The sequence below is a fragment of the Ramlibacter sp. AN1133 genome (assembly GCF_037890035.1).
Taxonomy (GTDB): Bacteria; Pseudomonadota; Gammaproteobacteria; order Burkholderiales; family Burkholderiaceae_C; genus Ramlibacter.
The window spans coordinates 96,035-122,943 of record NZ_JBBKTQ010000015.1; the positions used below are offsets into that span (position 1 = coordinate 96,035).

At 68.9% G+C, this 26,909-nt stretch carries 20 protein-coding genes and 1 tRNA gene; 1 reads left to right on the forward strand and 20 read right to left on the reverse strand.

The annotated features are described in order from the left end of the window. Positions 1-6 precede the first annotated feature (6 nt). The 6 genes from WG923_RS19880 to WG923_RS19905 form a co-directional block, all read right to left on the reverse strand. Positions 7-9,924, reverse strand: a complete 9,918-nt coding sequence (locus WG923_RS19880) for a choice-of-anchor U domain-containing protein (protein ID WP_340352730.1) — start codon at positions 9,922-9,924, stop codon at positions 7-9. Positions 9,925-10,087: 163 nt separating this feature from the next. After that, the gene (locus WG923_RS19885) at positions 10,088-11,485 is read right to left on the reverse strand and encodes a TolC family outer membrane protein (RefSeq protein WP_340352731.1); all 1,398 of its coding nucleotides are present in this window, start codon (positions 11,483-11,485) and stop codon (positions 10,088-10,090) included. A 56-nt stretch (positions 11,486-11,541) separates the two neighbouring features. After that, on the reverse strand, positions 11,542-12,909 hold the full coding sequence (locus tag WG923_RS19890; protein ID WP_340352732.1) for an HlyD family type I secretion periplasmic adaptor subunit: 1,368 nt from the start codon (positions 12,907-12,909) through the stop codon (positions 11,542-11,544). A gap of 19 nt (positions 12,910-12,928) precedes the next feature. Beyond that, positions 12,929-14,653: a type I secretion system permease/ATPase gene (locus WG923_RS19895; RefSeq protein WP_340352733.1), complete on the reverse strand. Its 1,725-nt coding sequence runs from the start codon at positions 14,651-14,653 to the stop codon at positions 12,929-12,931. After that, entirely contained in the window at positions 14,653-16,386 is a 1,734-nt protein-coding gene (locus WG923_RS19900) for a type I secretion system permease/ATPase (RefSeq protein ID WP_340352734.1), read from the reverse strand. Before WG923_RS19900 ends, WG923_RS19895 begins: the two co-directional genes overlap by 1 nt. A 91-nt stretch (positions 16,387-16,477) precedes the next feature. Then, positions 16,478-17,185 carry a glutathione S-transferase N-terminal domain-containing protein gene (locus tag WG923_RS19905; RefSeq protein WP_340352735.1) on the reverse strand — a complete coding sequence of 236 codons (708 nt, stop codon included), beginning with the start codon at positions 17,183-17,185 and terminating at the stop codon, positions 16,478-16,480. A gap of 270 nt (positions 17,186-17,455) precedes the next feature. On the opposite strand from WG923_RS19905, the gene WG923_RS19910 reads away from it, so the two are divergent. Then, the gene (locus WG923_RS19910) at positions 17,456-19,687 is read left to right on the forward strand and encodes a hybrid sensor histidine kinase/response regulator (RefSeq protein WP_340352736.1); all 2,232 of its coding nucleotides are present in this window, start codon (positions 17,456-17,458) and stop codon (positions 19,685-19,687) included. Between the two features lie 38 nt (positions 19,688-19,725). Here the strand turns inward: WG923_RS19910 and WG923_RS19915 are convergent. The 14 genes from WG923_RS19915 to rplF form a co-directional block, all read right to left on the reverse strand. After that, positions 19,726-19,802: transfer RNA gene (locus WG923_RS19915), tRNA-Met, on the reverse strand. A gap of 19 nt (positions 19,803-19,821) precedes the next feature. Next, a complete protein-coding gene (gene rplQ / locus WG923_RS19920) occupies positions 19,822-20,223 on the reverse strand; it encodes a 50S ribosomal protein L17 (protein ID WP_340352737.1) in 402 nt (133 codons plus the stop codon). A gap of 194 nt (positions 20,224-20,417) precedes the next feature. Further along, on the reverse strand, positions 20,418-21,407 hold the full coding sequence (locus WG923_RS19925) for a DNA-directed RNA polymerase subunit alpha (RefSeq protein WP_340352738.1): 990 nt from the start codon (positions 21,405-21,407) through the stop codon (positions 20,418-20,420). Positions 21,408-21,532: 125 nt separating this feature from the next. Then, complete coding sequence (gene rpsD, locus WG923_RS19930; protein ID WP_340352739.1) at positions 21,533-22,156, reverse strand: 30S ribosomal protein S4; 624 nt, start codon at positions 22,154-22,156, stop codon at positions 21,533-21,535. A gap of 125 nt (positions 22,157-22,281) precedes the next feature. Then, entirely contained in the window at positions 22,282-22,686 is a 405-nt protein-coding gene (gene rpsK, locus WG923_RS19935) for a 30S ribosomal protein S11 (RefSeq protein WP_187075650.1), read from the reverse strand. 23 nt (positions 22,687-22,709) lie between these two features. Then, positions 22,710-23,075: a 30S ribosomal protein S13 gene (gene rpsM, locus WG923_RS19940; RefSeq protein ID WP_340352740.1), complete on the reverse strand. Its 366-nt coding sequence runs from the start codon at positions 23,073-23,075 to the stop codon at positions 22,710-22,712. Between the two features lie 34 nt (positions 23,076-23,109). Then, positions 23,110-23,223 (reverse strand): 50S ribosomal protein L36, encoded by a 114-nt coding sequence (gene rpmJ / locus WG923_RS19945; RefSeq protein ID WP_011481465.1) that lies wholly within the window; start codon positions 23,221-23,223, stop codon positions 23,110-23,112. A gap of 29 nt (positions 23,224-23,252) precedes the next feature. Beyond that, positions 23,253-23,471, reverse strand: a complete 219-nt coding sequence (gene infA, locus WG923_RS19950) for a translation initiation factor IF-1 (protein ID WP_340352741.1) — start codon at positions 23,469-23,471, stop codon at positions 23,253-23,255. Between the two features lie 8 nt (positions 23,472-23,479). Continuing rightward, on the reverse strand, positions 23,480-24,799 hold the full coding sequence (gene secY, locus WG923_RS19955; protein WP_340352742.1) for a preprotein translocase subunit SecY: 1,320 nt from the start codon (positions 24,797-24,799) through the stop codon (positions 23,480-23,482). Between the two features lie 23 nt (positions 24,800-24,822). Then, positions 24,823-25,254 (reverse strand): 50S ribosomal protein L15, encoded by a 432-nt coding sequence (gene rplO, locus WG923_RS19960; RefSeq protein WP_340352743.1) that lies wholly within the window; start codon positions 25,252-25,254, stop codon positions 24,823-24,825. Position 25,255: 1 nt separating this feature from the next. After that, positions 25,256-25,444 carry a 50S ribosomal protein L30 gene (rpmD, locus tag WG923_RS19965; protein WP_340352744.1) on the reverse strand — a complete coding sequence of 63 codons (189 nt, stop codon included), beginning with the start codon at positions 25,442-25,444 and terminating at the stop codon, positions 25,256-25,258. Positions 25,445-25,458: 14 nt separating this feature from the next. After that, a complete protein-coding gene (rpsE, locus tag WG923_RS19970; RefSeq protein WP_340352745.1) occupies positions 25,459-25,980 on the reverse strand; it encodes a 30S ribosomal protein S5 in 522 nt (173 codons plus the stop codon). A gap of 18 nt (positions 25,981-25,998) precedes the next feature. Further along, positions 25,999-26,364: a 50S ribosomal protein L18 gene (gene rplR, locus WG923_RS19975; RefSeq protein WP_340352765.1), complete on the reverse strand. Its 366-nt coding sequence runs from the start codon at positions 26,362-26,364 to the stop codon at positions 25,999-26,001. An 11-nt stretch (positions 26,365-26,375) separates the two neighbouring features. After that, complete coding sequence (gene rplF, locus WG923_RS19980) at positions 26,376-26,909, reverse strand: 50S ribosomal protein L6 (RefSeq protein ID WP_340352746.1); 534 nt, start codon at positions 26,907-26,909, stop codon at positions 26,376-26,378.

Below are 26,909 nucleotides of genomic sequence, written 5' to 3' on the forward strand. Positions count from 1 at the left end.
TACCGATCAGAAGAAGAAGTGGGTGGTGGGCGTCAGGGTCACGTCCGGCGCGTAGCCGACGATGCTCAGCGGCATGGCGCCGATGATCGCAGGGTCGGTGATGATGCCGTCCGCCTGGTGGTCGTTGTCGAAGGTACCACCATCCGTGATCTGGAAGTCCAGCCGGATCTTGTTGCCCACCAGCGTCGTGCTGCCGCCGAAGGGCCTGGACGCCAGGTTGACCCAGGTGCCGCCGTCGTCCTGCTTCCAGTAGCCGTTGACGCCGAGGTTGCTGTCCACGAACAGCGTGAAGGTCTCGGTCTTGCCGACCGTCGTGGCGGCGGTGAAGTCGATCAGGCCCAGGGGCGCGTCGAGCGTGGTCGGGCGCGCCTCGGGCGCGGCTTCCTGGTTCAGGGTCTGGATCACCGCCGTCGAGCCCTGGTTCACCGCGCCGGAGCTGGACGAGTCCGCGACCAGCGTGACGAACACCGGTGCGGCCGTGGTGCTGCCCTGCACGACCAGCGGCGCGGAGACCACCGCCTCCTGCACCGAGTCCTTGATGCCGTCGCCGTTGCCGTCGCCGGCCACGGAGGCGACACCGTTGACCACGAGCACGGTCACGAGGTCCTCGTTCACCACCGGCACGGCGCCGGAGGTGAGCGCTTCGGCATGGCCGAAGAGGTCGGTGTAGCTGACCCGCACCGAGACGTCCTGGCCGGAATCGTCGGCCACCGGCGTATAGGTGTCGGCGGTGGCGCCACTGATCGCGACGCCGGCACGCAGCCACTGGAAGCTGAAGGTGCCCAGGCCATCCGGGTCCGCCACCGTGCTGGCATCGGCATGCAGGGGCATGCCCACCACGCGCGCGCCGTTCACGTTCACCGCGCCGGTGGGCGCGTCGTCGACGTTGGCCACCTTGGCGGTGGCGGCCGAGGTCAGGCTCTCGGCGCTGCCGAAGCCGTCGGTGAAGGAGACGCGCACGCTGATCGCCTGGTCCACCTGCGCCTGCGTGAGCGTGAGCGAACTGCTGGTCGCACCCGCGATCACCGCCCCGCCGGCCAGCCACTGGAAGCTGAAGGCGCCGATGCCATCGGCGTCGGCGATCGAGCTCGTGTTGACGGTGAGGACCTGGCCTTGCGCCGGTGCCGTGTTGCCGATCACCGGGGTGCCGGTGGCCGCATCGTTCACGTTCGCGACGCGCGCCGTGCCGCTGCTGGTGCGGCTCTCGTGCGTGCCGTGGCGGTCGTCATAGCTGCCCTGGACCGTGATCACCTTGTCGACCTGGGCCTGGCCCGGCGTGAAGGTGGTGCCGGTCGCGTTGGCGATCGCCGTGCCGTCGGCGAACCACTGGTAGCTCACGGTGCCGAGACCGTCCACGTCGGCGAAGCTGTTGAACGCGGTGAGCGTGTCGCCCTGCCTGGGCGCCGTGTTGCTGATGGCGATGTTGCCCGTCAGGGGATCGTTGACGTTGGCAACGAGCTGCCCGGTGCTGCTCACGGATTCCGGCGTGCCGAGGCCGTCGGTATAGCTCGCCTGCACGGTGACGGTCTTGCCGACCTGCGCCTCGGTAAGGACGAAGGTGCTGCCGATGGCGCCCGTGATCGCCGAGCCCTCGGCGAGCCACTGGAACGTGATGGCGCCGAGGCCGTCGGCGTCGCTCAGGGCCTGCGAGGCGGTGAGCGTCGCGTTCTGCGCGAAGGTGCCGGCGATCGTCACGGTGCCCTGCGGCGGCGAGTTGGGCTGAACGGGACCGGTCGCGAGACTCGTCACCGTCTCCTGGGTGTTGAAGCCGTCGGTGTAGCTGCCCTGCACCGTGATGTGCCCGCCGACGTCGGTGTCCTTGAGCGTGTAGGTGGCGCCGGTCCCGACCTCGAGGGTGCCGTTGAACCACGTATAGCTGAACGTCCCCAGGCCGTCAGCGTCGCCCACCGTGTTGACCACGCTGAGCGTCTGTCCCTTGCTGGGGTTGGCCGCCGTGAAGCCGCCGATGGCGAGGCCGCCGGTGGGCGCGTCGTTCACGTTCGCCACCGTGCCGGTGGCCGCGCTGGTCGAGCTCTCCGCCGTACCCTGCCCGTCCACGTAGCTGGCCCGCACGGTGATCGCCTTGCCGACTTGCGCCTGCGCCAGCACGAGGCTGTCGGTCGTCGCGCCGGAGATCGCCGCGCCGTCGGCGAACCACTGGTAGCCGATGGGCCCCAGGCCGTCTTCGTCCGCCAGCGTGTTGGCCGCGGTGAGCGTCGCGCCCTGCGTAGCCGTGCCGCTGATCGTGACGCCGCCCTGCACGGGGTCGTTGACGTTCTGCACCGCCGCGGTCGCCGCGCTCGTCACGGCTTCGTTGTGGCCCTGCTGGTCCTGGTAGCTGGCGGTGACGGTGATCACCTGGCCGACTTGCGCCTGCGTGAGGGTGAGCGACGTGGTGGTTGCGCCGGCGATGGCGTTGCCGCCCGCGAACCATTGGTAGGCGATGGTGCCCAGGCCATCGGCGTCGGCGAGGGTGTTCGAAGCGGTGAGGATGCCGTCCTCCACAGCCGTGCCGCCGATCGTCACGGTGCCCGTCGGCACGTCGTTCACGTTCGCGACCGCAACGGTCGGGGCGCTCACGGCGGCCTCGTCATTCCCCTTGCCGTCCACGTAGCTCACGCGCACGGTCATCTGGCCGCCGACATCGGCGTCGCCCAGTTGGTACGTCGCCGCGACGCTGCCCACGATCGCCTGGCCGTCGCGGAACCACTGGTAGGAGAAGGCACCCAGGCCGTCAGCGTCGGACAGCCCCGAAGTGGAGGCCGTCAGCACCTGGTCCTCGACCACCGAGCCCTGGATCACCGGCAGGCCCTGCACTGGCCCGTTGATGCTGATGTCCGTGCCGCCGGCGCCCTGCACCACGTCGAAGTCCGCGGCGGCGAAGGTGCCCTGCAGCGTGATCTGCAGATCCGCGCCGGCCACGCCGTCGGTGTCGATCGACAGCGTGGTCACGCCGCCGACCGTCTCGGCCTGGATACCGAAGCCCGCGAGCCCGGCGCCATCGCCGACGGTGACGCCGGTCGTGGCCAGGGCCGCGCCGACGCGGATCACGTCGCCAGCGGTGAAGTCGGTGATCGTGTCCGTGCCTTCGCCGGCGGCGCCGAACTGGAACACGTCGTTGCCGGTGCCGCCGGTGAGCTGGTCATTGCCGAGGCCGCCGTGGATCGAGTCGTTGCCGGCGCCGCCGTCGATGACGTCGTTGCCGCCGCGGCCCTGCAGGCGGTTGTCGCCGTCGCTGCCGGTCAGCGTGTCGGAGGATTCGGAGCCGCGCACGTCCTCGATGTTCGCCAGCGTGTCGTTGCCGTCCGCGCCGATCGCGGAGTTCGTCGCGAGGTTCACGTTCACCGAACCGGTGGCGTTCTGGTAACTGGCGATGTCGCGCAGGCCGGCGCCGCCGTCGACGAAGTCGTCGCCCTGGCCGGCGTCCAGGAAGTTGTCCTGCGCGTCGCCGACGAGCGTGTCGTTGAAGGCGCCGGAGAACACGCCCATGAAGCCGAACAGCTGGTCGTTGCCGTCCGCCCCCGTCGCCGAATTGGTGGAGAGGTTGACGTTCACCGCGCCGGCACCGAAGCGGTAGTCGGCGAAGTTGTTGCCCAGGTCGGTGCCGGTCTCGGCACCGCCGAACAGCGTGTCGTTGCCGCCGCCGCCGCGAATGAGCTCGTTGAGCGCGCGGTTGCTGCCATGGATCTCGTCGCCGAAGTTCGATCCGATTACCAGCTCGATGTCGCGCAGCACGTCGTTGCCGCCGCCGCCGGTGGCCGTTCCGGCCGTGCCGTCGGTCCCCAGCCGGATGGTGACGCCGGAGCCCGCGTCCTGGTAGCTGGCGATGTCGACTTCGCCGCTGGTGTTCGCCGTCGCGTCCCAACCCGACAGGATCACCTGGCTGCCGCCGTCCAGCGTGTCGTCGCCGGCGCCGCCTCGCAGCGTGTCCTGGCCCGCGCCGCCTTGCAGCAGGTCGTTGCCGGCGCGCGCTTCGATGTCGTTGGCCCCGGCGTTGCCGGCCAGCACGTCGCCGGATTCGGAGCCACGGATGTTCTCGATGTTGCTCAGGGTGTCGGTACCGCCGAACCCGTCGCTGGCGGTGCCCGCGGCCAGGTCCACGTTCACGCCACTGCCGGAGGTCTGGTAGCTGACGCGGTCCACGCCACCCTTGCCGTCGATGAAGTCGTTGCCCCCGCGACCCTCGAAGGACTCGAACACGCCGCTGTCGCTGCCGGTCAACGTGTCGCCGAAGCTTGAGCCGCGTACCTCCTCGATGCTGATGAGGGTGTCGATGCCGCCGAAGCCGTCCTGCGCGGTCCCGCTGGAGGTGCCGCCCAGCGTGACGTTCACCGCATTGGGCGAGGTGTCGTACTGGGCGCGGTCGAAGCCCGTGCCGCCGTCGATGGTGTCGTTGCCGCCCTGGCCCGTGAAGCCTTCGAAGCCGTCCGTGGCGCCGCTGCCGTTGGCGGGATTGCCCCCGGTCAGGTGGTCCGCGAAATCGGAGCCGCGCACCAGCTCGATGCCGCTGAGGCTGTCGGTGTGTCCCCAGTTGTCCGTCGCGATGCCGGTGGCGAGGTTGACCGTCACGCCCACGCCGGTGAGCGGCACGCCGGCATTGTCGAACGCCGGGTTGTAGTCGGCAGTGTCGAAGCCCGCGCCGCCGACGATGCTGTCGTTGCCGCTGCCGCCCGTGATGAAGTCGTCGCCGCCGCCGCCGAGGATCGTGTCGTTGCCGCCGCGGCCGTTCGCGTTGCTGCCCGGCGCATTCCCGAGCTGCACGGTGTCATCGAAGTTCGTGCCGTTGACGCTCTCGATGCTCACCAGCGTGTCGTTGCCCACGCCGCCGCCGGTGGCCGTGCCTGCGAGCAGGTTCACGTTCACGCCGCCGGTGGTGTTGTTGAAACCGATGGAGTCGAAGCCCGCACCGCCGTCGATGCTGTCGTTGCCCGCGCCGCCGTCGAAGAAGTTGTTGCCCGCATGGCCGACCAGCGTGTCGTTGAATCCGGAACCCGTGACCGCGGAGATCCCGGACAGGGAATCGGTGTTGCCCCAGTTGTCGACCGCGATGCCGGTGCCCAGGTTCACGTTGACGCCGCTGCCGGTCGCGGGCGGGCCGCCGTCGCCGCCGTCGTCGAAGTAGGCGACCCCGTCGGAGCCGCCGTTGCCGATGATGGTGTCGTTGCCGCTGCCGCCGACGAAGTTGTCGTTGCCGGCGCCGCCCTGCAGCAGGTCATTGCCGGCGCGCCCGTTGGTGAAGCCACCGGAATTGCCCAGGACAATCGAGTCGTTGAAGTGGCTGCCGATCGCGCTCTCGACGCTCACCAGCGTGTCGACGCCGATGCTGGCCCCCGTCGCCTGGCCGCTCTGGAGGTTGATGTTCACGGACGCGGACGCATTGTCGTAGCCCACGCCATCGAAGCCCGCACCGCCGTTGACCGAATCGTCGCCGCTATCGGGGTTGAAGAAATCGTTGCCGTCCCCCCCGACCAGGGTGTCGTCGCCGGGGCCGCCGGACAGGTTGTCGTCGCCGCCCAGGCCGACGATGCTGTCGTCGCCCGGCGTGCCGAACATCTGGTCGTTGCCCGCGGTACCAAGGGTTTCGGGAACCACGTAGCGGATGGAACTGGTGCCGTCGCCATTGCTGGTCACCGCGAACTGCGCGGGCGCGAAAGCGCCGGCCAGGTCGATCTGGATTTCGGCGCCGGCCACGCCGTCGGTGTCGATCGACAGCGTCGTGACCGCGGTCGGGCCGCTGCCCGTGACCTGCACCGTCGTGTTCGCGACGGGGCTCGCGACGCGGATCACGTCGTTGCTGCTGAAGTCGACGATGCGGTCCACGCCGTTGCCCGAGGCGAGGAACACGAAGGTGTCCGCGCCGCCCGCGGGCGGGAATGGCCCGTTGAAGTCGCTGGTGCCGCCGCGCAGTTCGTCGTTGCCGGTGCCACCCTGGATCGTGTCGTCGCCAGCGCCGCCTTCCAGCACGTCGCCGCCGGTGGCGCCGCCTTGGTAGGCGCCGCCTGCCACGTTGCCCGCGGTGGCCTGGCCGAGGACCAGGTCGTTGCCGCCCGCGCCGGCGAGGAAGTTGGACTCCAGCGCGCCGACGATCGTGTCGTTGAAGTTGCTGCCGGACAGCGCCTCGATCGAAGTGAGCACGTCGGTTTCCGCACCGCTCGTGACGCTTTGGGCAGTCAGGTCGGCGCGGATGGGCGCCGTCATTGCGCCGGGCAGTTCGTAGTGCAGGCGATCGAAGCCCAGGCCACCGTCGATGGTGTCGTTGCCGGCGTCGCCCAGGATCTCGTCGTCACCGGCACCCGCAGAAATCGCGTCGTTGCCGGCGTAGCCGAGCAGCGTGTCGTTGCCGTCCTGGCCGGCCAGCGTGTCGTTGAAGTTGCTGCCGTAGACCCATTCGGACCCGGCGGAACCGGGCAGGTTCGTCGCGGCCGGACGGTACAGCAGTGCCGCCCCGTCCGTGTCGTTGGGGGCCCAGACAAAATCGTTCGCGTTGAACGTGCCCGTGAGCTGGAAGCTCATGTCGGCACCGGCGATGTCGTCGATGCCGATGAAGACCTGGGTCGTTCCGGCCACGAGGTTGGAGAACATCACCTGTCCACCGAGCAGGCCGGTCGGGTCCGTGCCCGTAAGGAAGCCGTTCACCAGGTCGCGGTCGACGCCCAGAATGATCTTCTCGCCCGCCTCGATGTCGGCGATGCGGTCGATGCCGCCCGGCCCGGCGGCGAGCCTGAATTCGTCGACGCCGGCGCCGCCGGCCAGGGTGTCGTCGCCGCCGCGCCCTTCGAGCACGTCGTTGCCGGCATTGCCTTGCAGCACGTTGCTTGCGGCGCTGCCGAGGATCACGTCGTCGAACGTGGAACCGCGGACGTTCTCCACGTTGATCAGCGTGTCGCGGCCGCCGAAGCCGTCCTGCGCCGAGCCTGCCTGCAGGTCCACGCGGACGCCGGCCCAGTCGTTCTGGTACTCGACGCGGTCGGAACCGGCTCGGCCGTCGATGAAGTCGTCGCCGGCCCGCCCCTCGAACGATTCGGTGGTGTCGGTGCGGTCGCTGCCGATCAGGACGTCGTTCAACTCGCTGCCCCGCACGCCCTCGATGTTGACCAGCGAATCGAAGCCGCCCTGGCCATCCTGCGCGGTACCGTGGGTAAGGTCGACGTTCACGCCGAAGGTGGCGGTGGTGTAGTCGGCCCGGTCGAACCCGGAACCCCCGTCGATGATGTCGTTGCCGCCATTGCCCTGGAAGATTTCCAGGGTGTCGTTTGCCGTGTTGCCGCCGGTAAGGATGTCGTTGAAGTTGCTGCCGCGCACGCCTTCGATGCCCGCCAGCGTGTCGGTGCCGCCGAATCCGTCCTGGGCCGTGCCCGTGGCGAGATTGACGTTTACCGGTGCGTTCGCGCCGTCGTAGCGCGCGATATCGATGCCACCACGTCCGTCGATGAAGTCGTTGCCGCCGCGGCCGTCGAACAGTTCCGTCTGGTCCGTGCGATCGCTGCCCAGGAGCGTGTCGGCCGCGGAGCCGCCACGGACGAAGTTGATGTTGATCAGCGTATCCTGGGTGCCGAAGCCGTCGTTCAGCGCCTGGCCGAGGGCCAGATCGACGCTCACGGAAGCCGTCGAAGAGGCATAGCTGGCGCGGTTGCCGCTGGTGCCCAGGGGATCGATCGCGCCGCCGTCGATGGTGTCGTTGCCAGCCAGGCCTTCGAACTGCTCGAACAGGTTGAAGACGCTGCTGCCGGTGATCGTGTCGTTCTGGGCTGAACCCTGGACGAAGTTGATGTTGGCAAGCCTGTCCTGCTCGGCGCCGATGGTGACGATGCCGGTAGCGAGGTTCAGGTCGACGCCCACGACGGTCACGCCGTTGTAGCCGGCGAAGTTCAGGTCGGTGTAGTTGACGCGGTCGGTGATCTCGCCGCCGTCCAGCGTGTCGTTGCCCGCATTGCCGAACAAGGTGTCGCTGCCCGCGCCCCCCAGCAGGACGTCGTTGCCGTTACCGCCGTTGAGGGTGTCGTTGCCGTCGCCGCCTTGCAGCGAGTCGTTGCCGTCGGCGCCGTTGATCACGTCATCGGCGCGGCCACCCGTGAGCGTGTCGGCACTCGTGCTCCCGGCGATGGTGTCGCCCGCGTTCCCCAGCGAGGGGAAGCCGCTCACGCGCGTCGGCGTGATCGCGCCGGTAGCCGAGTACGTGACGAAGCTCGGGCCGGTGCCGGCATTGGCGATCGTGAAGCCGGTGGCGTCGTACACGCCGGCCAGCTGGATGCGAAGCTCGGCTCCGGCAACCCCGTCGAGATCGAAGGCCAGTGTGGTGACGCCCGCCTGAGCACTGACCTGCAGGCCGTTGCCGCCGACGGTGCTGCCGTCGCCGGCGGTGGAAGCACCGGCGGTCAGAGACGTGCGCAGTTCGATCACATCGCCGGCGTTGAAATCGGTGATCAGGTCCTGGCCTTGCGGACCACCGCTGGCGAGGTACAGGAAGGTGTCGTTGCCGCCGCTGCCGCTCAGGGTATCGCTGCCGCCGCCACCTTCCAGCGTGTCGTCCCCGCCGCCGCCGATGATCGTGTCGGCGAAGCCGGAGCCGCGCACGCGCTCCATGTTGACGAGGGTGTCCGTGCCGCCGAAGCCGTCGTTCGCCATCCCGAAACGCAGGTCCACACTGACCGCGCTGAAATCGGCCTGGTAGTCGATGCGGTCGACGCCGCCCCGGCCGTCGATGAGATCGTTGCCACGGCGGCCTTCGAAGGATTCGAAGGGCGTGGTGTCGCTGCCGAACAGGACATCGTTGAAGTCGCCGCCGCGGACGGCCTCGATGTTGGCCAGCGTGTCGGTGCCGCCCTGGCCATCCTGGGCGGTGCCAGCCGCGAGGTCCACGAAGACGCCGAACAGCGCGGTGTTGTAGTCCGCGCGGTCGAAGCCGCCACCGCCGTCGATGACGTCGTTGCCGCCCTGGCCCGTGAAGAACTCGAAGTCGCCCGGCGACCCCGTCATCCCCGTGGTGTCGCTGCCGGTCAACTGGTCGTCGAAGTTGCCGCCGCGCGCGCCCTCGATGTTCAGCAGCGTGTCGGTGCCGACCACGCCGTTGACGAAGATGCCGTCGGTCGCCGTGTGCGTGGCCAGGTTGACCGTCACGCCGGTCGTCGCGGAGTCGTAGCGCACCTGGTCGACGCCGCCCTTGCCGTCGATGGTGTCGTTGCCGCCGCGGCCTTCGAAGCTCTCGGTGAACGCCGTCGTGTCGCTGCCGGTCAACTGGTCGGCGAAGCCGCTGCCGCGCACCTGGTTGATGTTCAACAGCGTGTCGGTGCTGCCGTAACCGTCCTGCGCGGTGCCGTTGCCCGCGCCGCCCAGCGTGACGATGACGCCGGCCGGCGCCGAGTTGTAGTTCGCCCGGTTCGATCCGGTGCCCAGCGAATCGATCGCGCCGCCGTCGATCGTGTCGTTGCCCTCACGCCCCTCGAACTGCTCGAACAGGTCGAATTCCGCCGTGCCCTTGAGGTTGTCGCCGAAGGCGCTTCCCACGACGAAGTTGACGTTGACCAGGCGATCGACGTCCGCGCCGATGGTCGCGGTGCCGACCTGGGCTCCTGAAGGATCCCGCGGCCCATTGAGGTCCAGCACGACGGCCGCCGCTGCGTCGGTGAAGTTGACCGTGTTTCCGTCTGTGTAGTTTGTACGGTCCAGGATCGCGCCGCCATCGACCGTGTCGCTTCCGGCGCCCGGCTGCAGCGCGTCTCCGCCCGCTCCGCCGAGGAGCAGATCGTCGCCGGCACCACCGCTCAGGAAGTCATTGCCGTCTCCTCCCTCCAGCGTATCCGCGCCTCCGAGCCCCGAAATGTTGTCGTTCCCTCCTTGGCCGACGATGGAATCGTTGCTGAAATCCGCACCGACGAGACTGTCGTTGCCGGGCGAGCCGAACTGGGTGGAATCAGGATTGGCCATGTTGGGGGCGGAAAATGTAAGGCAGGGAAACGGTTTCTAACAGTTCCCATTCGACCCAGCCATACCCCAATTAGGGAACGCGCCTAATACCCGACGCGCGGGGCCCGCGGTGCGCCGCCTTCTCAGGGAGAACCCGAAGGGCGCGCGTAAACCCTCTTGCGCGTCAGCGCCGGAGGGCTTCGCTGCCCCGCAGGCGCAGGCCTGATTCCGCCGCCGGCCGCGCATCGGCGAGCGGGGGGTCGAGCCCGGGTGCGCCGCCCACCAGCCAGCGATTCACTTCGCCGATGCTCCCCTCCGTGAGCTCGCCCGCCAGCGCGCGCAAGCGCACGATGGACAGCAGGTAGGTGAAGCGCGCCTGCGCCAGGTCGCGCCGCGCGGTGCCGAGTTGCTGCTCCGCGTTCAGCACGTCCACCAGCGTGCGGCTGCCGCCCTGCTGCGAGCGGCGGCTGGAGAGCGCCAGCTGCTCGCTGGAGCGCACGGCCTGTTCGAGCGCCCGCACCCGCGCGATGCCTTCGGTGACGCCGCGGAACTCGCGGTGCACGCGCGAGGAGAGGTCCTGCTTGAGGCCCTCGAGCACGCTTTCGTAGCGCTCGACATCGGCGAGCGCCTGCCGGATCTGCGACTGCACCAGGCCGCCCTGGTACAGGGGCACGTTCAGCTGCACGCCGATGGTCTTCTGCGTGTAGCGGGTGTCGACCCGGGTGGGGTTGTCGCTGTCGCTGCGCGAGAGCTGCGCCACCGCGTCGAGGGTGGGCAGGTGGCCCGCGCGCACGCGCTCGACTTCGTGGCGCGCCGCCTGAAGGTTGGCCGCCGCCGCGCGCACCTCGGGGCTGGCCGTTTCCGCGCGCGCGACCCAGTCCTCCAGGCGCGCCGGTTCGGGCACGGCGAGGGGCAGCCGCGCGGGATCCAGGGCCACCAGCTCGGTCACGGGCTGCCCCACCATCACCGCGAGCTGCCGGCGCGCGAAGTCCACCGACTGGCGCGCCTCCAGTTCCTGCGCCGTGTTCAGGTCCAGGCGCGCCTGCGCCTCGTCGATGTCGGTGCGCGTGCCGCTGCCGCCGGCGAAGCCCTTGCGCGCCGCATCGAGCTGCGCGAGGTAGGCCACGCGCTGCACGCCCACCAGCCGCAGTTGCTCCTCGGCCTGCAGCGCCTCCAGGTAGGACTGCGTCAGCCGCATCACCAGCTTCTGCTGTTCCTCCTCGAACAGCGCGTCGCCATTGGCCGCGAGCGCGCGCGCCTGCCGCAGCTGCGCGGTGAGCTGGGGCCGGTAGAGCGGCTGCCGCAGCGTGAGCGAATCCGTGCCCGCGCCGTAGAACAGGTGCTGCTGCACCGGCTCGCCCAGCAGGCCGGCGGACTCGGAGCGCAGCTCGTTGCGGCTGCGCTGCATGTTCAGGTTCACCTGCGGCTTGAGCTGCGCCTCGGCCTGCGGCACGCGTTCGCGATTGGCTTGCGCCGTGGCGCGCGCCGCGCGCAATTGCGCATCGTTGGCCAGTGCCGCCTGCCACGCCTGCGCGAGGTCCAGCGGCGCGGCCAGGGCGGTGCTGGCCAGGCCAGCGCACACGCAAGCCACCCAGCTCCGCCGCCCCCACGCGGCGGATGTGCGGTCGCGGGCCAAGTTCACTCCTCCTTCATCGAAGCGGCGACGCGCTTCGTGAGCGGATGCAGCAGGTAGGTCAGGAGCGTGCGCTCGCCGGTCCTGAACACCACCTCCGCCGGCATGCCGGGCTGCATCTGCCGCGTGCCCAGCTTGCGCAGGCCCTCGGGGGTGACGCTCACCCGCGCCAGGTAATACGGCGGCGTGTTCTGGTTCTCCACGATCAGGTCGCCGGAGATCGAGCTCACCTTGCCTTGCACCACCAGCTGCGGCGAATGCGCGAAGGCGGAGAAGCGGATGTCCACCGGCAGCCCGGGGCGCACGCGGTCGATGAACTGCGGCTGCACGCGCGCTTCCAGCAGCAGCGGCTCGTGGCCCGGCACGATGTCCATCAGCTTCTGGCCCGGCTGCACCACCCCGCCCACCGTCTGCATCGCCAGGCCCACCACCTGCCCGGTCGCGGGCGAGCGGATCTCGGTGCGCGCCAGGTCGCTCTCCATCGAGCGGAACTTCTCCCCTTCGGCGATCACCTCGCGCGAGGCATCGGCGAGCTGCTGCTCGATCTCCTTGCGGTATTCCTGCTGGCGCTGCAGCACGCGCTGGCGCAGCTCCGAGATGGTCTGGCGCGCCCGCACCAGGTTGCCCTGGAGTTCCGCCTGCGCGGTCGTCGAGTCGGCCGCCATGCGTTCGAGTTCGAGCTGGCGGTTGCGCGGCGTGTAGCCTTCCTGCACCAGTTCGCGCGTGTTCTTCAGCTCGTCCTGCAGCAGCCCCATCTGGCCCTTGCGGCTCTCCATCATCTGCTGGTACGAGGCGATCAGGCCTTCCTGGCCGCGGATGCTCTCCTGCATGCCCTGCACTTCGGCGGCGAGCGAGGCGCGCCGCGACGCCAGCAGCTGCTGCTGGTTGTCCATCTGCTGGCGGATCAGCGGGTCCTGCGCGGCAGCCTGCTGCAATTCGGGCAGCCACTGGATGGAGGCCTTGCCGGCCGCCTCCGCCAGCAGGCGCGTCTGCACCGCGCGCAGGCCCAGGTAGCGCTGGCGCGAAGCTTCGTAGTTCGCCTTGGCCACGCCCTGGTCGAGGCGGATCAGCGGCTGCCCTTCGCGCACTTCCTGGCCTTCGCGCACCAGCACCTCGCGCACGATGCCCCCGGTGAGGTGCTGCACCGGCTTGCGCCGAGTGTCGATCGAGACGCTGCCGGGCGCGACCACGCCTTCGTCGAGCGGCGCCGTCGCGGCCCACAGCAGGAAGCCGCCGAAGCCGATGGCGATCACCCACAGGCCGATGCGGACGGGCTTGCGCGCGTCGTCCGGGACCGCCACCGCATCGGGCGCGTCCTCGCGCTGCGGCGGCGGGGGCGGGACCCGGGTCTTGGGAAAGGGCAGGAGGGCCATCGTGAGCTTTCCAGGAAGTTCAGGCGGGTTGCGGCGTCGCGCCACCGGCGCCGCCGGGCGGAGTGCCCGCGCGCAGCGGCGGCAGCACGGAAGCCGGCGGCCCCCACGCGGCGACGGTGCCGTCGCGCAGCACCAGCACGCGGTCGGCCAGCTGCAGCGCGTTGAGGCGGTGCGTGATCAGCACCAGCGTGCGGCCTTGCCGCCGCAGCTCGCGGATCGCCTCGGCCAGCGCGGCCTCGCCGGCGTCGTCGAGGTTGGAATTCGGTTCGTCCAGCACCAGCAGCGCCGGCTCGCCGTACAGGGCCCGCGCGAGCGCGAGCCGCTGGCGCTGGCCGCCGGAGAGCACGCCGCCCGCATCGCCGATGGGCGTGTCGTAGCCCTTGGGCAGGCGCAGGATGGCGTCGTGCAGGCCGGTGGCGCGCGCCGCCGCGATCACCTTGGCCGCGTCCGGCTTGGCCATGCGCGCGATGTTGTCGGCGATGCTGCCGTCGAACAGCTCCACGTCCTGCGGCAGGTAGCCGATGTGCGGGCCCAGCGCCTCGCGCGACCATGCGGTGAGCGGCTCGCCATCGAGCAGCACCTCGCCCTGCGTGTCGGGCCAGATGCCGACCAGGCAGCGGGCGAGCGTGGACTTGCCCGAACCGGAAGGCCCGAGCACCACCACCGTCTGGCCGGCGGCGATCTCGAGGTCCATGCCCTGGAGGATGGGGGCCGCGCGCCCCGGCGCGGTGGCGACGAGCCCGCGCACCTGCAGCGCGCCGGCGGGACGCGGCCGCGGCGCCTGCGAACGCCCTGGCGGGAAGGCCGCCAGCAGCCCCCGCAGCCGGATCCATGCCGCCTGCGCGGAGACGAAGCTGCGCCAGTTGCTCACCACCATGTCGATCGGCGCCAGCGCGCGCGCCATCAGCACGTTGGCCGCGATCATCGCGCCCGGCGTGAGCTGGCCGTCGATCACCAGCAGCGCGCCGGCGGCCAGCGTCAGCGACTGCTGCGTGTAGCGCACGAACTTGCTGAGCGACGCCACGCGCTGCGCCACGTCCTGCGATGCCGTGTGGCGCGCGACCGCCCGCCGCTGGCGCTGCTGCCAGCGCGCGCGCAGCGCGGCCAGCATGCCCATGGCCTCCAGCGTCTCCGCGTTGCGCAGCTTGCCCTGCAGGTACAGGTTCAGCTCCGAAGCCGCGCGCGAGGACTCCAGCGCCGGCTGCACGGTGCGGTGGTGGCCGATCCACGCCAGCAGCACCTGCAGCGCCGCGAAGGCCAGCGCCAGCCATCCGAGCATCGGATGCAGGAAGAAGGTCACCGCGAGGTAGATCGGCACCCAGGGTGCATCGAAGAAGGCGAAGATGCCGGCGCCGGTGAGGAACTGCCGCACCTGCGCGAGGTCGTTGAAGGCCTTCGCGGGGCTGTGCCCCGCCTCGCGCAGCGACGCCTCGAAGCTGGCGTTGAACACGCGCGTGCCGAGCTGCCGGTCCAGCCGCATGCTGGTGCGCACGAGGACGCGCGAGCGCACCCATTCCGCGAAGGCCAGGGCCGCGAACAGGAACAGCGTGATCAGCGAGACGGCCAGCAGGGTGAGCTCGCTCTGGCTCAGCATGACGCGGTCGTAGACCTGCAGCATGTAGAGCGTGGGCGAGAGCAGCAGCAGGTTGGCCACGCCGCTGAAGAGGCCCACGGCGGCGAACTCGCGCCGGAACGACCACAGCACGGCGCCCAGCCGGTGTCCGGAGGTGGCAGGCGAGGCCATCAGCTTTCCTTCACGGCGGGTTGCGGCTGCAGGGCCCGCGCCGCGGCCTGCGCCTGCTGCGTCGCCTTCTGCAGCTTGGCCAGCACCTGGTCGCGCGGGCCGAAGGCCTGCACCTGGCCGTCGGCGAGCACCAGCAGCTTGTCGCTCACGCCCAGGATGCTGGTGCGGTGGGTCATGACGACGAAGGTGGTGCCGCGCGCCTTGCCGGCGGCGATGGCTTCGGCCAGCGCACGATCGCCGGCCTCGTCCAGGCTGGCGTTCGGTTCGTCGAGCACGACGAAGACCGGCTCGCCGTACAGGGCCCGCGCGAGGGCGAGGCGCTGCCGCTGGCCGCCGGAGAGGCGCGCCCCCTCGTTGCCGATTTCGGTGTCGTAGCCTTGCGGCAGCGAGAGGATGAACTCGTGCAGGCCGACCTTGCGCGCGGCGGCTTCGGCGCGCGCGGCATCGGGTGCGTCGAAACGCGCGATGTTCTCGGCGACCGTGCCGTCGAACAGTTCGACGCCTTGCGGCAGGTAACCCACGTGCGGGCCGAGTTCGGTCTTGTCCCAGCCGAACACGTCGACGCCGTCGAGCCGCACCTTGCCGCCCGCGGAGGGCCACAGGCCCACCAGCGTCCGCGCCAGCGTGGTCTTGCCCGAAGCGGTCGGGCCGATCACCGCCAGCACCTCGCCGGGTTGGAGCGAGAAGCTCACGCCCCGGAGCACCGGCGCGTTGCTGCCCGGCACCGGCACGACCAGGTTCTCGGCGGCCAGCCGGCCGCTCGGTGCCGGCAGGGCCATCGCGGCCGGCCGCGCGGGGATCGTGGCCAGCAGCTTGGCGAGGCGCTCCCAGGCATCGCGCGCGCCCACCACCGTGCGCCACTGCGCGATCAGCGCCACCAGCGGCGCCAGCACCCGGCCGCCGAGGATCGAAGCCACGATCAGCAGGCCGCCGCCGTTCTGCAGTTCGCCGCGCAGCACCAGCCACGCGGCCAGCCCGAGCAGCGCCGAAGCCATCGTCGTCTGCACGAAGCGCGAGACGGCCTGCCAGCTGCCGCCGCGGTCCGACGCCGTGGCCTGCTGCGCGAGGTAGTCGTGCTGCCGCTGCATCCAGCGCCGGTGGATGTCCGGCAGCATGCCCATGGCCTCGATGACCTGCGCGTTGCGCAGCGACGCGTCGGCATAGAGCTGCGCCTCGCGCGCGGCGCGGTTGGCGTCCACCATGGGTTGGTGCGTGCCGCGTTCGTTGCTCCACGCCACCCCCGCCTGCACGACGGCACCCAGCAGCGTGATCCATCCGAGCAGCGGGTGGATCGCGAACTCGATCGCCAGGAAGACGGCCGCCACCGGCACTTCCATCGCCGCGCGCACCGCCGGGCCCTGGAACATGTCGCGCAGCACCTGCAGGTCCTGCAGGGGCTGCAGCCCGCCGGCGGCCAGCTTGCGCAGGTTGGCGGCGAAGCAGGCGTCGAACACGCGCGGCGCCAGGCGGCGCTCGAAGCGCAGCCCCGCCTCGTGCAGCACGCTGGCGGCGGCCCAGTCCAGCACCTCCATCACGATGTACGCGCCGATCACCAGCACGGTGAGCATCGCCAGCGTGAAGTGGCTGCGGCTGCCCACGACGCGGTCGTAGACCTCCAGCATGTACCAGCTGGGCATCAGGACCAGCAGCGCGCCGACGACGGCGAACAACGTGGCGCGTCGCAGCAGGGGCGCCGCCTCGGCCAGCGCGGCGCGCAGTTCGTCCTTGTTCATGGCCGGCCAAGTGTAAGGGCGCGTTTCCGAGCCCATGCATGGCATTCGCCCGCCTTTTGGGCGAAGCGTGCTTAATTGCGACGCCCGGGCCTCAGGCGTCCTTCTGCGGGATTTCCAGGCCGCGCACCACCGCCGGCCGGGCGACGAAGGCATCGAGCACCCGCTGCACCTCGGGAAAACGCGAGAACTCCACCAGTTCGCCGGCCCCGTAGAAGCCCACGAGGTTGCGCACCCAGGGGAAGATCGCGATGTCGGCGATGGTGTATTCCTCGCCCGCCATCCACTGGCGGCCCTTCAGGTGCTGCTCCAGCACGCCGAGCAGCCGCTTCGATTCGCTGGCGTAGCGGTCGCGCGGGCGCTTGTCCTCGTAGTCCTTGCCGGCGAACTTGTGGAAGAACCCGAGCTGGCCGAACATGGGCCCGACGCCGCCCATCTGGAACATCAGCCACTGGATCGTTTCCCAGCGGCGCGCCGGATCGCGCGGCATCAGCTTGCCGCTCTTCTCGGCGAGATAGAGGAGGATCGCGCCCGATTCGAACAGCGGCAGCGGCCTTCCGGCCGGCCCCTGCGGATCGATGAGGGCGGGGATCTTGTTGTTCGGGTTGAGCGACAGGAACTCGGGCGAGAGCTGGTCGTTGTTCTCGAAGGCGACGCGGTGCGGCTCGTAGGGCAGCCCCGTCTCCTCCAGCGCGATCGAGACCTTCACGCCGTTGGGCGTGGGCAGCGAGTACAGCTGGATGCGGTCGGCGTGCCGGGCCGGCCACTTCTTCGTGATGGGAAAGGCGCTGAGATCGGCCATGCGGGCTCCTTGGTGCGGGGAGCGCGAAGGGTACGCGGCAAAGAAAAAGCCCTCACGCCATCGGTTTTGCGATCGGCGTCCCACCTCGGACTCGAGCGCGTGCGCCGCGGCGTCGTGGCGACGCAAGGCTGCGCGGGAGGGCCTTGACCCAGGTCAAGGTGGCGCCCGCACTCCGGGGGCTTACTCGTCAGCATCCTCGCGGCCTTCCGATGGCGCCGCCCTGGAACGGCCCGCGCAGCCGCCGGTAACCGCGCGCAAAGGAGGGCGCTCTTGAAGAACCCACCGTTGCTGTTCGACGGGCCGCGCCGGCGTGCCTTCACGAAGGGACTCAGCATCCAGAGCCGGCTCGTGCTGCTGGTGCTGGCCACTGCCGTGCCGCTCCTCGCGTTCGCGGTGGCGTTGGTCTTCTCGCACAGCCGCAGCGCGGAAAGCCTGGCGCGCGAAGCTGCCTCGCGCACGGCCGCGGCGGCCATGCAGGCCATCGACCGCGAGCTTTCCGGCGCGATCACCGGGCTGCAGGTTCTCGCGGCCTCGCCGTCGCTGCGGGACATGGATTTCCGTGCCTTCCACGCGCAGGCGCGATCGGCCGTGGGCCTCGCGGGAAACAGCGTCATCATCCTGTACGACCGGGAGGGGCGGCGCATCGTTTCGACGGCGGTCGCCTACGGCGAGCCACTGCCGCCGCGCAAGGACATGTCGGTGCTGGCGACCCCGTTCCGCACCGGCCAGCCCTTCGTGTCGTCGCTCTTCGTTTCCGAAACCGTGAAGCAGCCGACGGTGGGCGTCGTCGTGCCGGTGATCTTCGGGGGCGAGGTCCGGTTCGTCCTCGCCGCGGGCCTGCTGTCCTCCAGGCTGTCGGAGCTGCTGCTCTCGTCGGGACTGCCGCCCCACTGGATCGCCGCGGTGCTGGACCAGGAAGGGACCATCATCGCGCGCACGCGCAACCCCGGCCAGTACGTGGGGACCAAGGCGCTCCCCGAAGTCTGGAGCGCGATGCAGGCGCTGCCCGGCCCGGTCGGCCGCGTGGACGGCCCGACCAAGGAAGGCAATTCGGCCTGGCTCGCCTTCGCGCGCTCCGGCAAGTCCGGCTGGAGCTCCGTCGTCGCCATCCCCGCCGCCGCGATGCAGCGGAAGCTGCGGACGAGCGTCGCGATGGTCGCCGGCGCGGGCGCGGCCGTCGTGCTGCTGGCGCTGCTGCTGTCATGGTGGGCGGTGCAGCCCATCACGCAGCCGGTCTCGCGGCTCGAGGCGTTGGCCAAGGCGCTGGAGGAAGGACGCGAGGTGGTACCGGTGGCCACCGGCATCTGGCAGTTCGACCATCTCGCGCACGCGATGGAGCACGCCGGCCGCGCCATCCGGCTGCGCGAGGCGAAGCTGTCCGAGAGCCTGGCGAACCTGCGCGCCGCGCACCAGCAGCTGCGGGACGAGGACGGCAAGAAGGACCAGTTCATCGCCACCCTCGCGCACGAACTGCGCAACCCGCTCGCGCCGATCCGCAGCGGGGTGGACCTGCTGGAAGGCGCCCCGCCGCCCGAGGTGGCGGCGCGCACGGTGCAGATGATGGACCGGCAGGTCAGGCACATGACGCGCCTGATCGAAGACCTGCTCGACGTGTCGCGCATCGCCCGCGGCACGCTGGTCATGCGCCTGCAGGACGCCGACCTGCGCGCGGTCGTCGGCGACGCGGTCGATGCCGTGAAGCCGCACATCGAGGCGGGCGGCCAGCATCTCGTGGCCGAACTGCCGCAGGGCCCGCTGGCGGCGCACGTGGACCCGGTGCGCCTCACGCAGGTGGTCACGAACCTCCTCCACAACGCGGCCAAGTTCTCGGCCCCCGGCGCGCTCATCACCGTGCGCGCAGCCGTCGGGCCGGCGGAGGCGGAGATCAGCGTCAGCGACACCGGCATCGGCATCGCGCCCGAGAAGCTCGAACGCATCTTCGATCCGTTCTTCCAGGTGCGCACGCCGGACCACCTCGGCCCGCCGGGGCTCGGCATGGGCCTGTCGCTGTCCAGGCGGCTCATCGAGCTTCACGGCGGCAGCATCCGTGCGTACAGCGAAGGGCCGGGACGCGGGGCGACCTTCGTCGTGCGGATCCCCTCGACGCAGCGCGCGCCGCGCGTCCCGGCCTTGCTCGGGACCAGCGGGGGCCTTCCACGGCGCGTGCTGGTGGTCGACGACAACCGCGATGCCGCCGATGCGGTCGCGGCCCTCTTCGTCCGGGCCGGCCACAGCGTGCAGCTCGCCTACGACGGCCCGAGCGCGCTCGCCGTGGCGGACGAACGCGATTTCGACCTGGTCCTGCTGGACATCGGCATGCCGGGGATGAGCGGCTACGAGGTCTGCCAGCGGCTGCGCCAATCCGTGCGCGCCCACTCCACCCGCATCGTGGCGCTGACCGGCTGGGGCTCCGAGGCCGATCGCGAAAAGTCGCTCGATGCGGGTTTCGATGCCCACCTGACGAAGCCGGCGAGCTGGCACGAGCTCGAGCAGTTGCTCTGAGCAAAGAAAAACGCCCACTCGAAAGTGGGCGTTGAATTTGGTTGCGCGGGCAAGATTTGAACTTGCGACCTTTGGGTTATGAGCCCAACGAGCTACCAGGCTGCTCCACCGCGCGTCAGAGATCGAATTATAGCTTATTCGGCAGCGCCCTGCTCACCGGCAGGAGCTTCCGTGGGCTCGGGACGGTCCACCAGTTCGACGAGCGCCATCGGGGCGTTGTCGCCCACGCGGAAGCCCATCTTCAGGATGCGGGTGTAGCCGCCCGGACGCGCCTTGTAGCGCGGGCCGAGTTCGTTGAACAGCTTGGCCACGTTGTCGCGATTGCGCAGGCGGTCGAAGGCCAGGCGCTTGTTCGACAGCGTGGGTTCCTTGCCCAGCGTGAGCATGGGCTCGACGACGCGGCGCAGTTCCTTCGCCTTCGGCACGGTGGTCTTGATGACCTCGTGCTCGATCAGCGAATTCATCATGTTGCGCAGCATCGCGAGGCGGTGCTCGCTGGTGCGATTGAGTTTGCGAAGGCCGTGGCCGTGGCGCATGGTGTTTTTCCTTTCCTTATGAGTTCCCCAGCCGGATCAGGTACTGGGGGGACACCAGTCAAAAACAAACTTCCGGACGCAGAGGACGCGAAGGGTACGCAGAGGACGCAAAGAAGACGAAGAAAACTTTAGAGGTTTTCTTTTGCGTCCTCTGCGTACCCTTTGCGTCCTCTGCGTCCGGCTGTCCGCTTTCCTTAACGCTTGTCCAGGCCCGCAGGCGGCCAGGACTCGAGCTTCATGCCAAGGGTCAGGCCGCGCGAGGCGAGCACTTCCTTGATTTCGTTGAGCGACTTGCGGCCCAGGTTCGGGGTCTTGAGCAGCTCGTTCTCGGTGCGCTGGATCAGGTCACCGATGTAGTAGATGTTCTCGGCCTTCAGGCAGTTCGCGGACCGCACCGTCAGTTCGAGTTCGTCGACCGGGCGCAGCAGGATCGGGTCGAACTGCTGCGAGCTGCGCTGCACCGGCGCGTCGAACGCGGCCAGTTCCGAGCCTTCCAGCTGCGCGAACACGGCCAGCTGTTCGACCAGGATCTTGGCGGAGGCGCGCACGGCGTCCTCGGCGGTGATCGCACCGTTGGTCTCGATCTCCATGACCAGCTTGTCCAGGTCCGTGCGCTGCTCCACGCGGGCGCTTTCGACCGTGTAGCTCACGCGCCGGACCGGCGAGAACGACGCGTCCAGCACGATGCGGCCGATCGACTTGGTGGGCTCGTCGCCGTAGCGGCGAACGTTGCCGGGCACGTAGCCGCGGCCCTTCTCCACCTTGATCTGCATGTCGATCTTGCCGCCTTGCGACAGGGTGGCGATCACGTGGTCGGGATTGATGATCTCGACGTCGTGCGGGGTCTGGATGTCGGCTGCGGTGACGACGCCTTCGCCGTCCTTGCGCAGGGACAGGGTCACTTCATCGCGGTTGTGGAGCTTGAACACCACGCCCTTGAGGTTCAGCAGGATGCCCACGACGTCTTCCTGCACCCCGTCGATCGACGAGTACTCGTGCAGGACGCCGGCGATGGTCACCTCGGTCGCCGCGTAACCCACCATCGACGAGAGCAGGACCCGGCGCAGCGCGTTGCCCAGCGTGTGGCCGTAGCCACGCTCGAACGGCTCCAGGGTCACCTTGGCGCGGTTGGTGCCAAGCTGTTCCACGTTGATGGACTTGGGTTTCAGCAGGTTGGTTTGCATGCAGGACTTTCCTCTCAATACCCCCGGCTCGTTACACCGGTAAGGCTGGGGTCCGGTCACGGTGCCCCGCGCCGGGAACAAAAACTTCGTGGAACGAAGCTGCGGGTGCAGCCGCGTCCGGTCCCTTAACGGGAGTAGAGCTCGACGATCAGCGATTCGTTGATGTCGGCGCCGAATTCGTCGCGGTCCGGGACCTTCTTGAAGGTGCCCTCGGCCTTGTCGACGTTCACCTCGATCCAGGCCGGGATGCCGACCTGCGTGGCCAGCTGCAGGGCCTCGACGACGCGGTTCTGCTTCTTCGACTTCTCGCGCACCGCGACCACGTCGCCGGCCTTGACCTGGTACGACGGGATGTTGATGGCCTTGCCGTTGACCGTGATGGCCTTGTGGCCCACGAGCTGGCGGGCTTCCGCGCGCGTGGAGCCGAAGCCCATGCGGTACACGACGTTGTCCAGGCGGGACTCCAGCAGGAACAGCAGGTTGGCGCCGGTGTTGCCCTTGCGGCGGTCGGCTTCCTCGAAGTAGCGGCGGAACTGGCGCTCCAGCACGCCGTACATGCGCTTGACCTTCTGCTTCTCGCGCAGCTGCAGGCCGAAGTCGGACGTGCGCTGGCCGGAAGTGCGGCCGTGCTGGCCGGGCTTGGAGTCGAACTTCGCCTTGTCGCTGATGGCGCGGCGGGCGCTCTTCAGGAACAGGTCGGTGCCTTCACGGCGGGAGAGCTTGGCCTTGGGGCCGAGATAACGTGCCACTTTAACTTTCCTTCAAATGACTACCGCGCCCTGTTGGCGCGGGAGCCTGCAGCTGTGTTGCCGCAGGCGGTGGGCTTAACAAACACAAGGACACGGCTTGCGATAGCAAACCGTGTTCTGTCCGTTTAAATACGGCGGCGCTTCTGCGGGCGGCAGCCGTTGTGCGGGACCGGCGTCACGTCGGAGATCGACGTGATGCGGATGCCCAGCGCGGCCAGCGCTCGCACGGAGGACTCGCGGCCCGGGCCGGGGCCACGGATCTCGACGTCCAGGTTCTTGATGCCCTGCTCCATCGCGGCGCGGCCGGCGACTTCCGAGGCCACCTGGGCGGCGAACGGGGTCGACTTGCGCGAGCCCTTGAAGCCCTGGCCACCGGAGGAGGCCCAGGACAGAGCGTTGCCCTGGCGGTCGGTGATCGTGATGATCGTGTTGTTGAAGGACGCGTGCACGTGGGCGACGCCGTCGCTCACGTTCTTGCGGACCTTCTTGCGCACACGCTGCGCGGCGTTGTTGGCAGGAGCCTTGGCCATGGTGTCTTAACTCTCTTCCGGATTTATTTCTTCAGCGCCTGTGCCGCCTTGCGCGGACCCTTGCGGGTGCGGGCGTTGGTGCGGGTGCGCTGGCCGCGCATCGGCAGGCCACGGCGATGGCGGAAGCCGCGGTAGCAGCCGATGTCCATCAGCCGCTTGATGTTCATCGTCGTCTCGCGGCGCAGGTCGCCCTCGATCGTGAACTGGGCGATCTGGTCGCGGATCTTCTCCATGTCGGCGTCGGTCAGGTCCTTCACCTTCTTGGAGTAGGCGATGCCCACCGCTTCGCAGATCTTGCGCGCGCGCGTGCGGCCGATGCCGAAGATCGCGGTCAGGCCGATCTCGGTGTGCTGATGCGGCGGAATGTTGATGCCAGCAATACGTGCCATGTCTGTCCTCTAAATCTCTGTCGGCCCTGGCGTGTCAGCCCTGGCGCTGCTTGTGGCGCGGATCGGTGCAGATCACGCGGACCACGCCCTTGCGGCGGATGATCTTGCAGTTGCGGCAGATCTTCTTGACGGAAGCCGAAACTCTCATTTGTGTTCTCCTAATTCCTATCCGGCCAGTTACTTCGACCGAAACACGATCCGTGCCCGCGACAAGTCGTAGGGCGTCAATTCCACGGTGACCCTGTCACCCGGCAGGATGCGGATGTAGTGCATCCGCATCTTTCCCGAAATGTGTCCCAGCACCATGTGCCCGTTCTCCAGCTTCACGCGGAAGGTTGCATTGGGGAGGTTCTCGACCACCTCTCCCTGCATCTGGATCACATCGTCCTTGGACACGATCAGCCTCAGCCACCGAGTGACGTCTTGAAGTTCGCCTTCTTCAGCAGCGATTCGTACTGCTGGCTCATGAGGTAGTTCTGGACCTGCGCCATGAAGTCCATCGTGACGACCACGATGATCAGCAGCGAAGTCCCGCCGAAGTAGAACGGAACGTTGTACTTCAGGATCAGGAACTCCGGCAGCAGGCACACGAAGGTGATGTAGATCGCGCCGGCGAGCGTCAGCCGCGCCAGGATCTTGTCGATGTACTTCGCCGTCTGCTCGCCCGGACGGATGCCCGGGACGAACGCGCCGCTCTTCTTCAGGTTGTCCGCCGTCTCGCGGCTGTTGAAGACCAGCGCCGTGTAGAAGAAGCAGAAGAAGACGATCGCCGCAGCGTAAAGCATGACATAGATCGGCTGGCCGGGGCTCAGCGTGCTCGCAATGTCCTTGAGCCACCGCATGCCATCGCCGGTCGAGAACCAGCTGACCACCGTGGCGGGCAGCAGGATGATCGACGAGGCGAAGATCGGCGGGATCACGCCGGACATGTTGAGCTTCAGCGGCAGGTGCGAAGACTGGCCCCCGTAGACCTTGTTGCCCACCTGGCGGCGCGCATAGTTCACGAGGATCTTGCGCTGGCCGCGTTCGACGAACACCACGAACCACGTGACCAGGAACACCACCGCCACGATGAAGATCGCCACCAGGGGACCCATCGCGCCGGTGCGCACCAGTTCCAGCAGTCCGCCGATCGCGTTGGGCAGGCCCGCGGCGATGCCGGCGAAGATCAGGATCGAGATGCCGTTGCCGAGACCCCGTTCCGTGATCTGCTCGCCCAGCCACATCAGGAACATCGTGCCGGACGTGAGCGTGACCACCGCGGTCATGCGGAAGCCGAAGCCCGGGTTCAGCACCAGGCCCGCCGAGCCTTCCAGCGCCATGGCGATGCCCAGCGACTGGAACAAAGCCAGGCCCAGCGTGCCGTAGCGGGTGTACTGGGTGATCTTGCGCCGGCCGGCCTCGCCCTCCTTCTTCAGCTGCTCGAACTGCGGCAGGACGTACGTCAGCAGCTGCATGATGATCGAGGCCGAGATGTAGGGCATGATGCCCAGCGCGAACACGGTGAACCGGCTCAGAGCGCCACCCGAGAACATGTTGAACAGGCTCAGGATGCCGCCCTGCTGGCCCTTGAACAGCTGCGCGAGCTGGTCCGGGTTGATGCCGGGCACGGGGATGTGCGCGCCGATGCGGTAGACCACCAGTGCCAGCAGAAGGAACACCAGCCGGCGACGCAGGTCGCCGAACTTTCCGGTCTTCGCGATCTGGGCTGCGTTGGTTGCCACGGGAGCCTTTCTGGTCAGTCGCTTTACGCCAGGGAGCCGCCGGCCGCCTCGATGGCAGCCTTGGCACCCGCGGTCGCGCCGATACCCGTCAGCTTGACGGCTTTCTTCAGCTCACCGGTCTTGATGACCTTGACGGTCCTGACCTGCTGCGCCACCAGGCCGGCGGCCTTGAGCGACAGCAGATCGACCTCGGCGGCGCCCAGCAGCTCGAGCTGCGCCAGCGTCACTTCGCCGTTGAACTGCAGGTTGTGCGACTTGAAGCCGCGCTTGGGCAGGCGGCGCTGCAGCGGCATCTGGCCGCCTTCGAAGCCGACCTTGTGGTAGCCGCCCGCGCGGGACTTCTGGCCCTTGTGGCCGCGGCCGGCGGTCTTGCCCAGGCCGGAGCCGATGCCGCGGCCGACGCGGCGACGCGGCTTCTTCGAGCCGTCGGCGGGCTTGATGTTGTTGAGTTCCATGTCAGAGCACCTTCACCAGGTAGTCGACCTTGTTGATCATTCCGCGCACGGCCGGGGTGTCTTCCAGCTCGCTGGTGGAGTTGAGCTTGCGCAGGCCCAGGCCGCGCACGGTGTCGCGGTGGGACTGCTTGGTGCCGATGGGGCTGCGCACCAGCTGCACCTTCACCGTCTTCTTCTGTTCGTTCGCCATTTGTCTGCGACTCCTTAAGCGGCGAAGATCTCTTCGACCGACTTGCCGCGCTTGGCCGCCACGTCACCGGGGGTGGTGGCGTTCTTCAGCGCATCGAGGGTGGCGCGGACCATGTTGTAGGGGTTCGTCGACCCATGGCTCTTGGCCACGACGTCGGTGATGCCCACCACCTCGAACACGGCGCGCATCGGGCCGCCGGCGATGATGCCGGTGCCCTTGGGGGCCGGCGCCATCATCACGCGGGCCGCGCCGTGCTGGCCCAGCACCATGTGGTGCAGGGTGCCGTTCTTCAGCGACACCTTGGTCATGTTGCGGCGCGCTTCGTCCATCGCCTTCTGCACGGCCAGCGGCACTTCCTTGGACTTGCCCTTGCCCATGCCGACCTTGCCGTCGCCGTCGCCGACCACGGTGAGCGCGGCGAAACCGAGGATCCGGCCGCCCTTGACCACCTTGGTCACGCGGTTCACCGCGATCATCTTCTCGCGCAGGCCGTCTTCCGGACCGTCGCCCTGGCGGTTAGCTTGAATCTTTGCCATATCGATCTTCCGTGTCCGTTAGAACTGCAGGCCCGCTTCGCGGGCGGCCTCGGCCAGCGCCTTGACGCGGCCGTGGTAGGCGAAGCCCGCGCGGTCGAACGCGACGCGCTCGACGCCGGCGGCCTTGGCCTTCTCGGCGATGCGCTTGCCAATGATCTGGGCGGCGGCGACATTGGCGCCCTTGCCCGAACCACCCAGCTGCGAACGCACTTCGGCTTCCGCGGTGGAGGCGGTGGCCAGCACCTTGGCGCCGTCTTCGGAGATCAGGCTCGCGTAGATGTGCAGGTTGGTACGGTTCACCGTCAGGCGGGCCGTGCCCTGCTTGGCGATGCGGATGCGGGTCTGCTTCGCACGGCGCAGACGCTGTTCCTTCTTGGTCAACATCGTCATGCTCCTTACTTCTTCTTCGTCTCTTTGATCGTGATCTTCTCGTCCGCGTAGCGGATGCCCTTGCCCTTGTACGGCTCGGGCGGGCGGACGGCGCGGATCTCGGCGGCCAGTTGGCCCACGCGCTGGCGGTCGGCACCCTTGACGACGATTTCCGTCGGGGTGGCGGTCGCCACGGTGATGCCGGCGGGCATCTCGATGTTCACGGGATGCGAGTAGCCGACCTGCAGGTTCAGCTTGTTGCCCTGGGCGGCGGCACGGTAGCCCACGCCGACCAGGTTCAGCTTCTTCTCGAAGCCCTTGGTGACGCCCTGGACCATGTTGTTCACCAGCTGGCGCATGGTGCCGCTCATGGCGTTGGCTTCGCGCGATTCATCCACGGGGATGAACGTCAGCTTGCCAGACTCGTTGCTCACCTTGACCAGCTTGTTCAGGGCGAGCTGCAGAGTGCCGCCCGTGCCCTTGACGCTGATCTGGTCTTCCTTGATGGCCACGTCGACGCCCTGGGGGACGGCGACCGGCATTTTTCCGACTCGGGACAT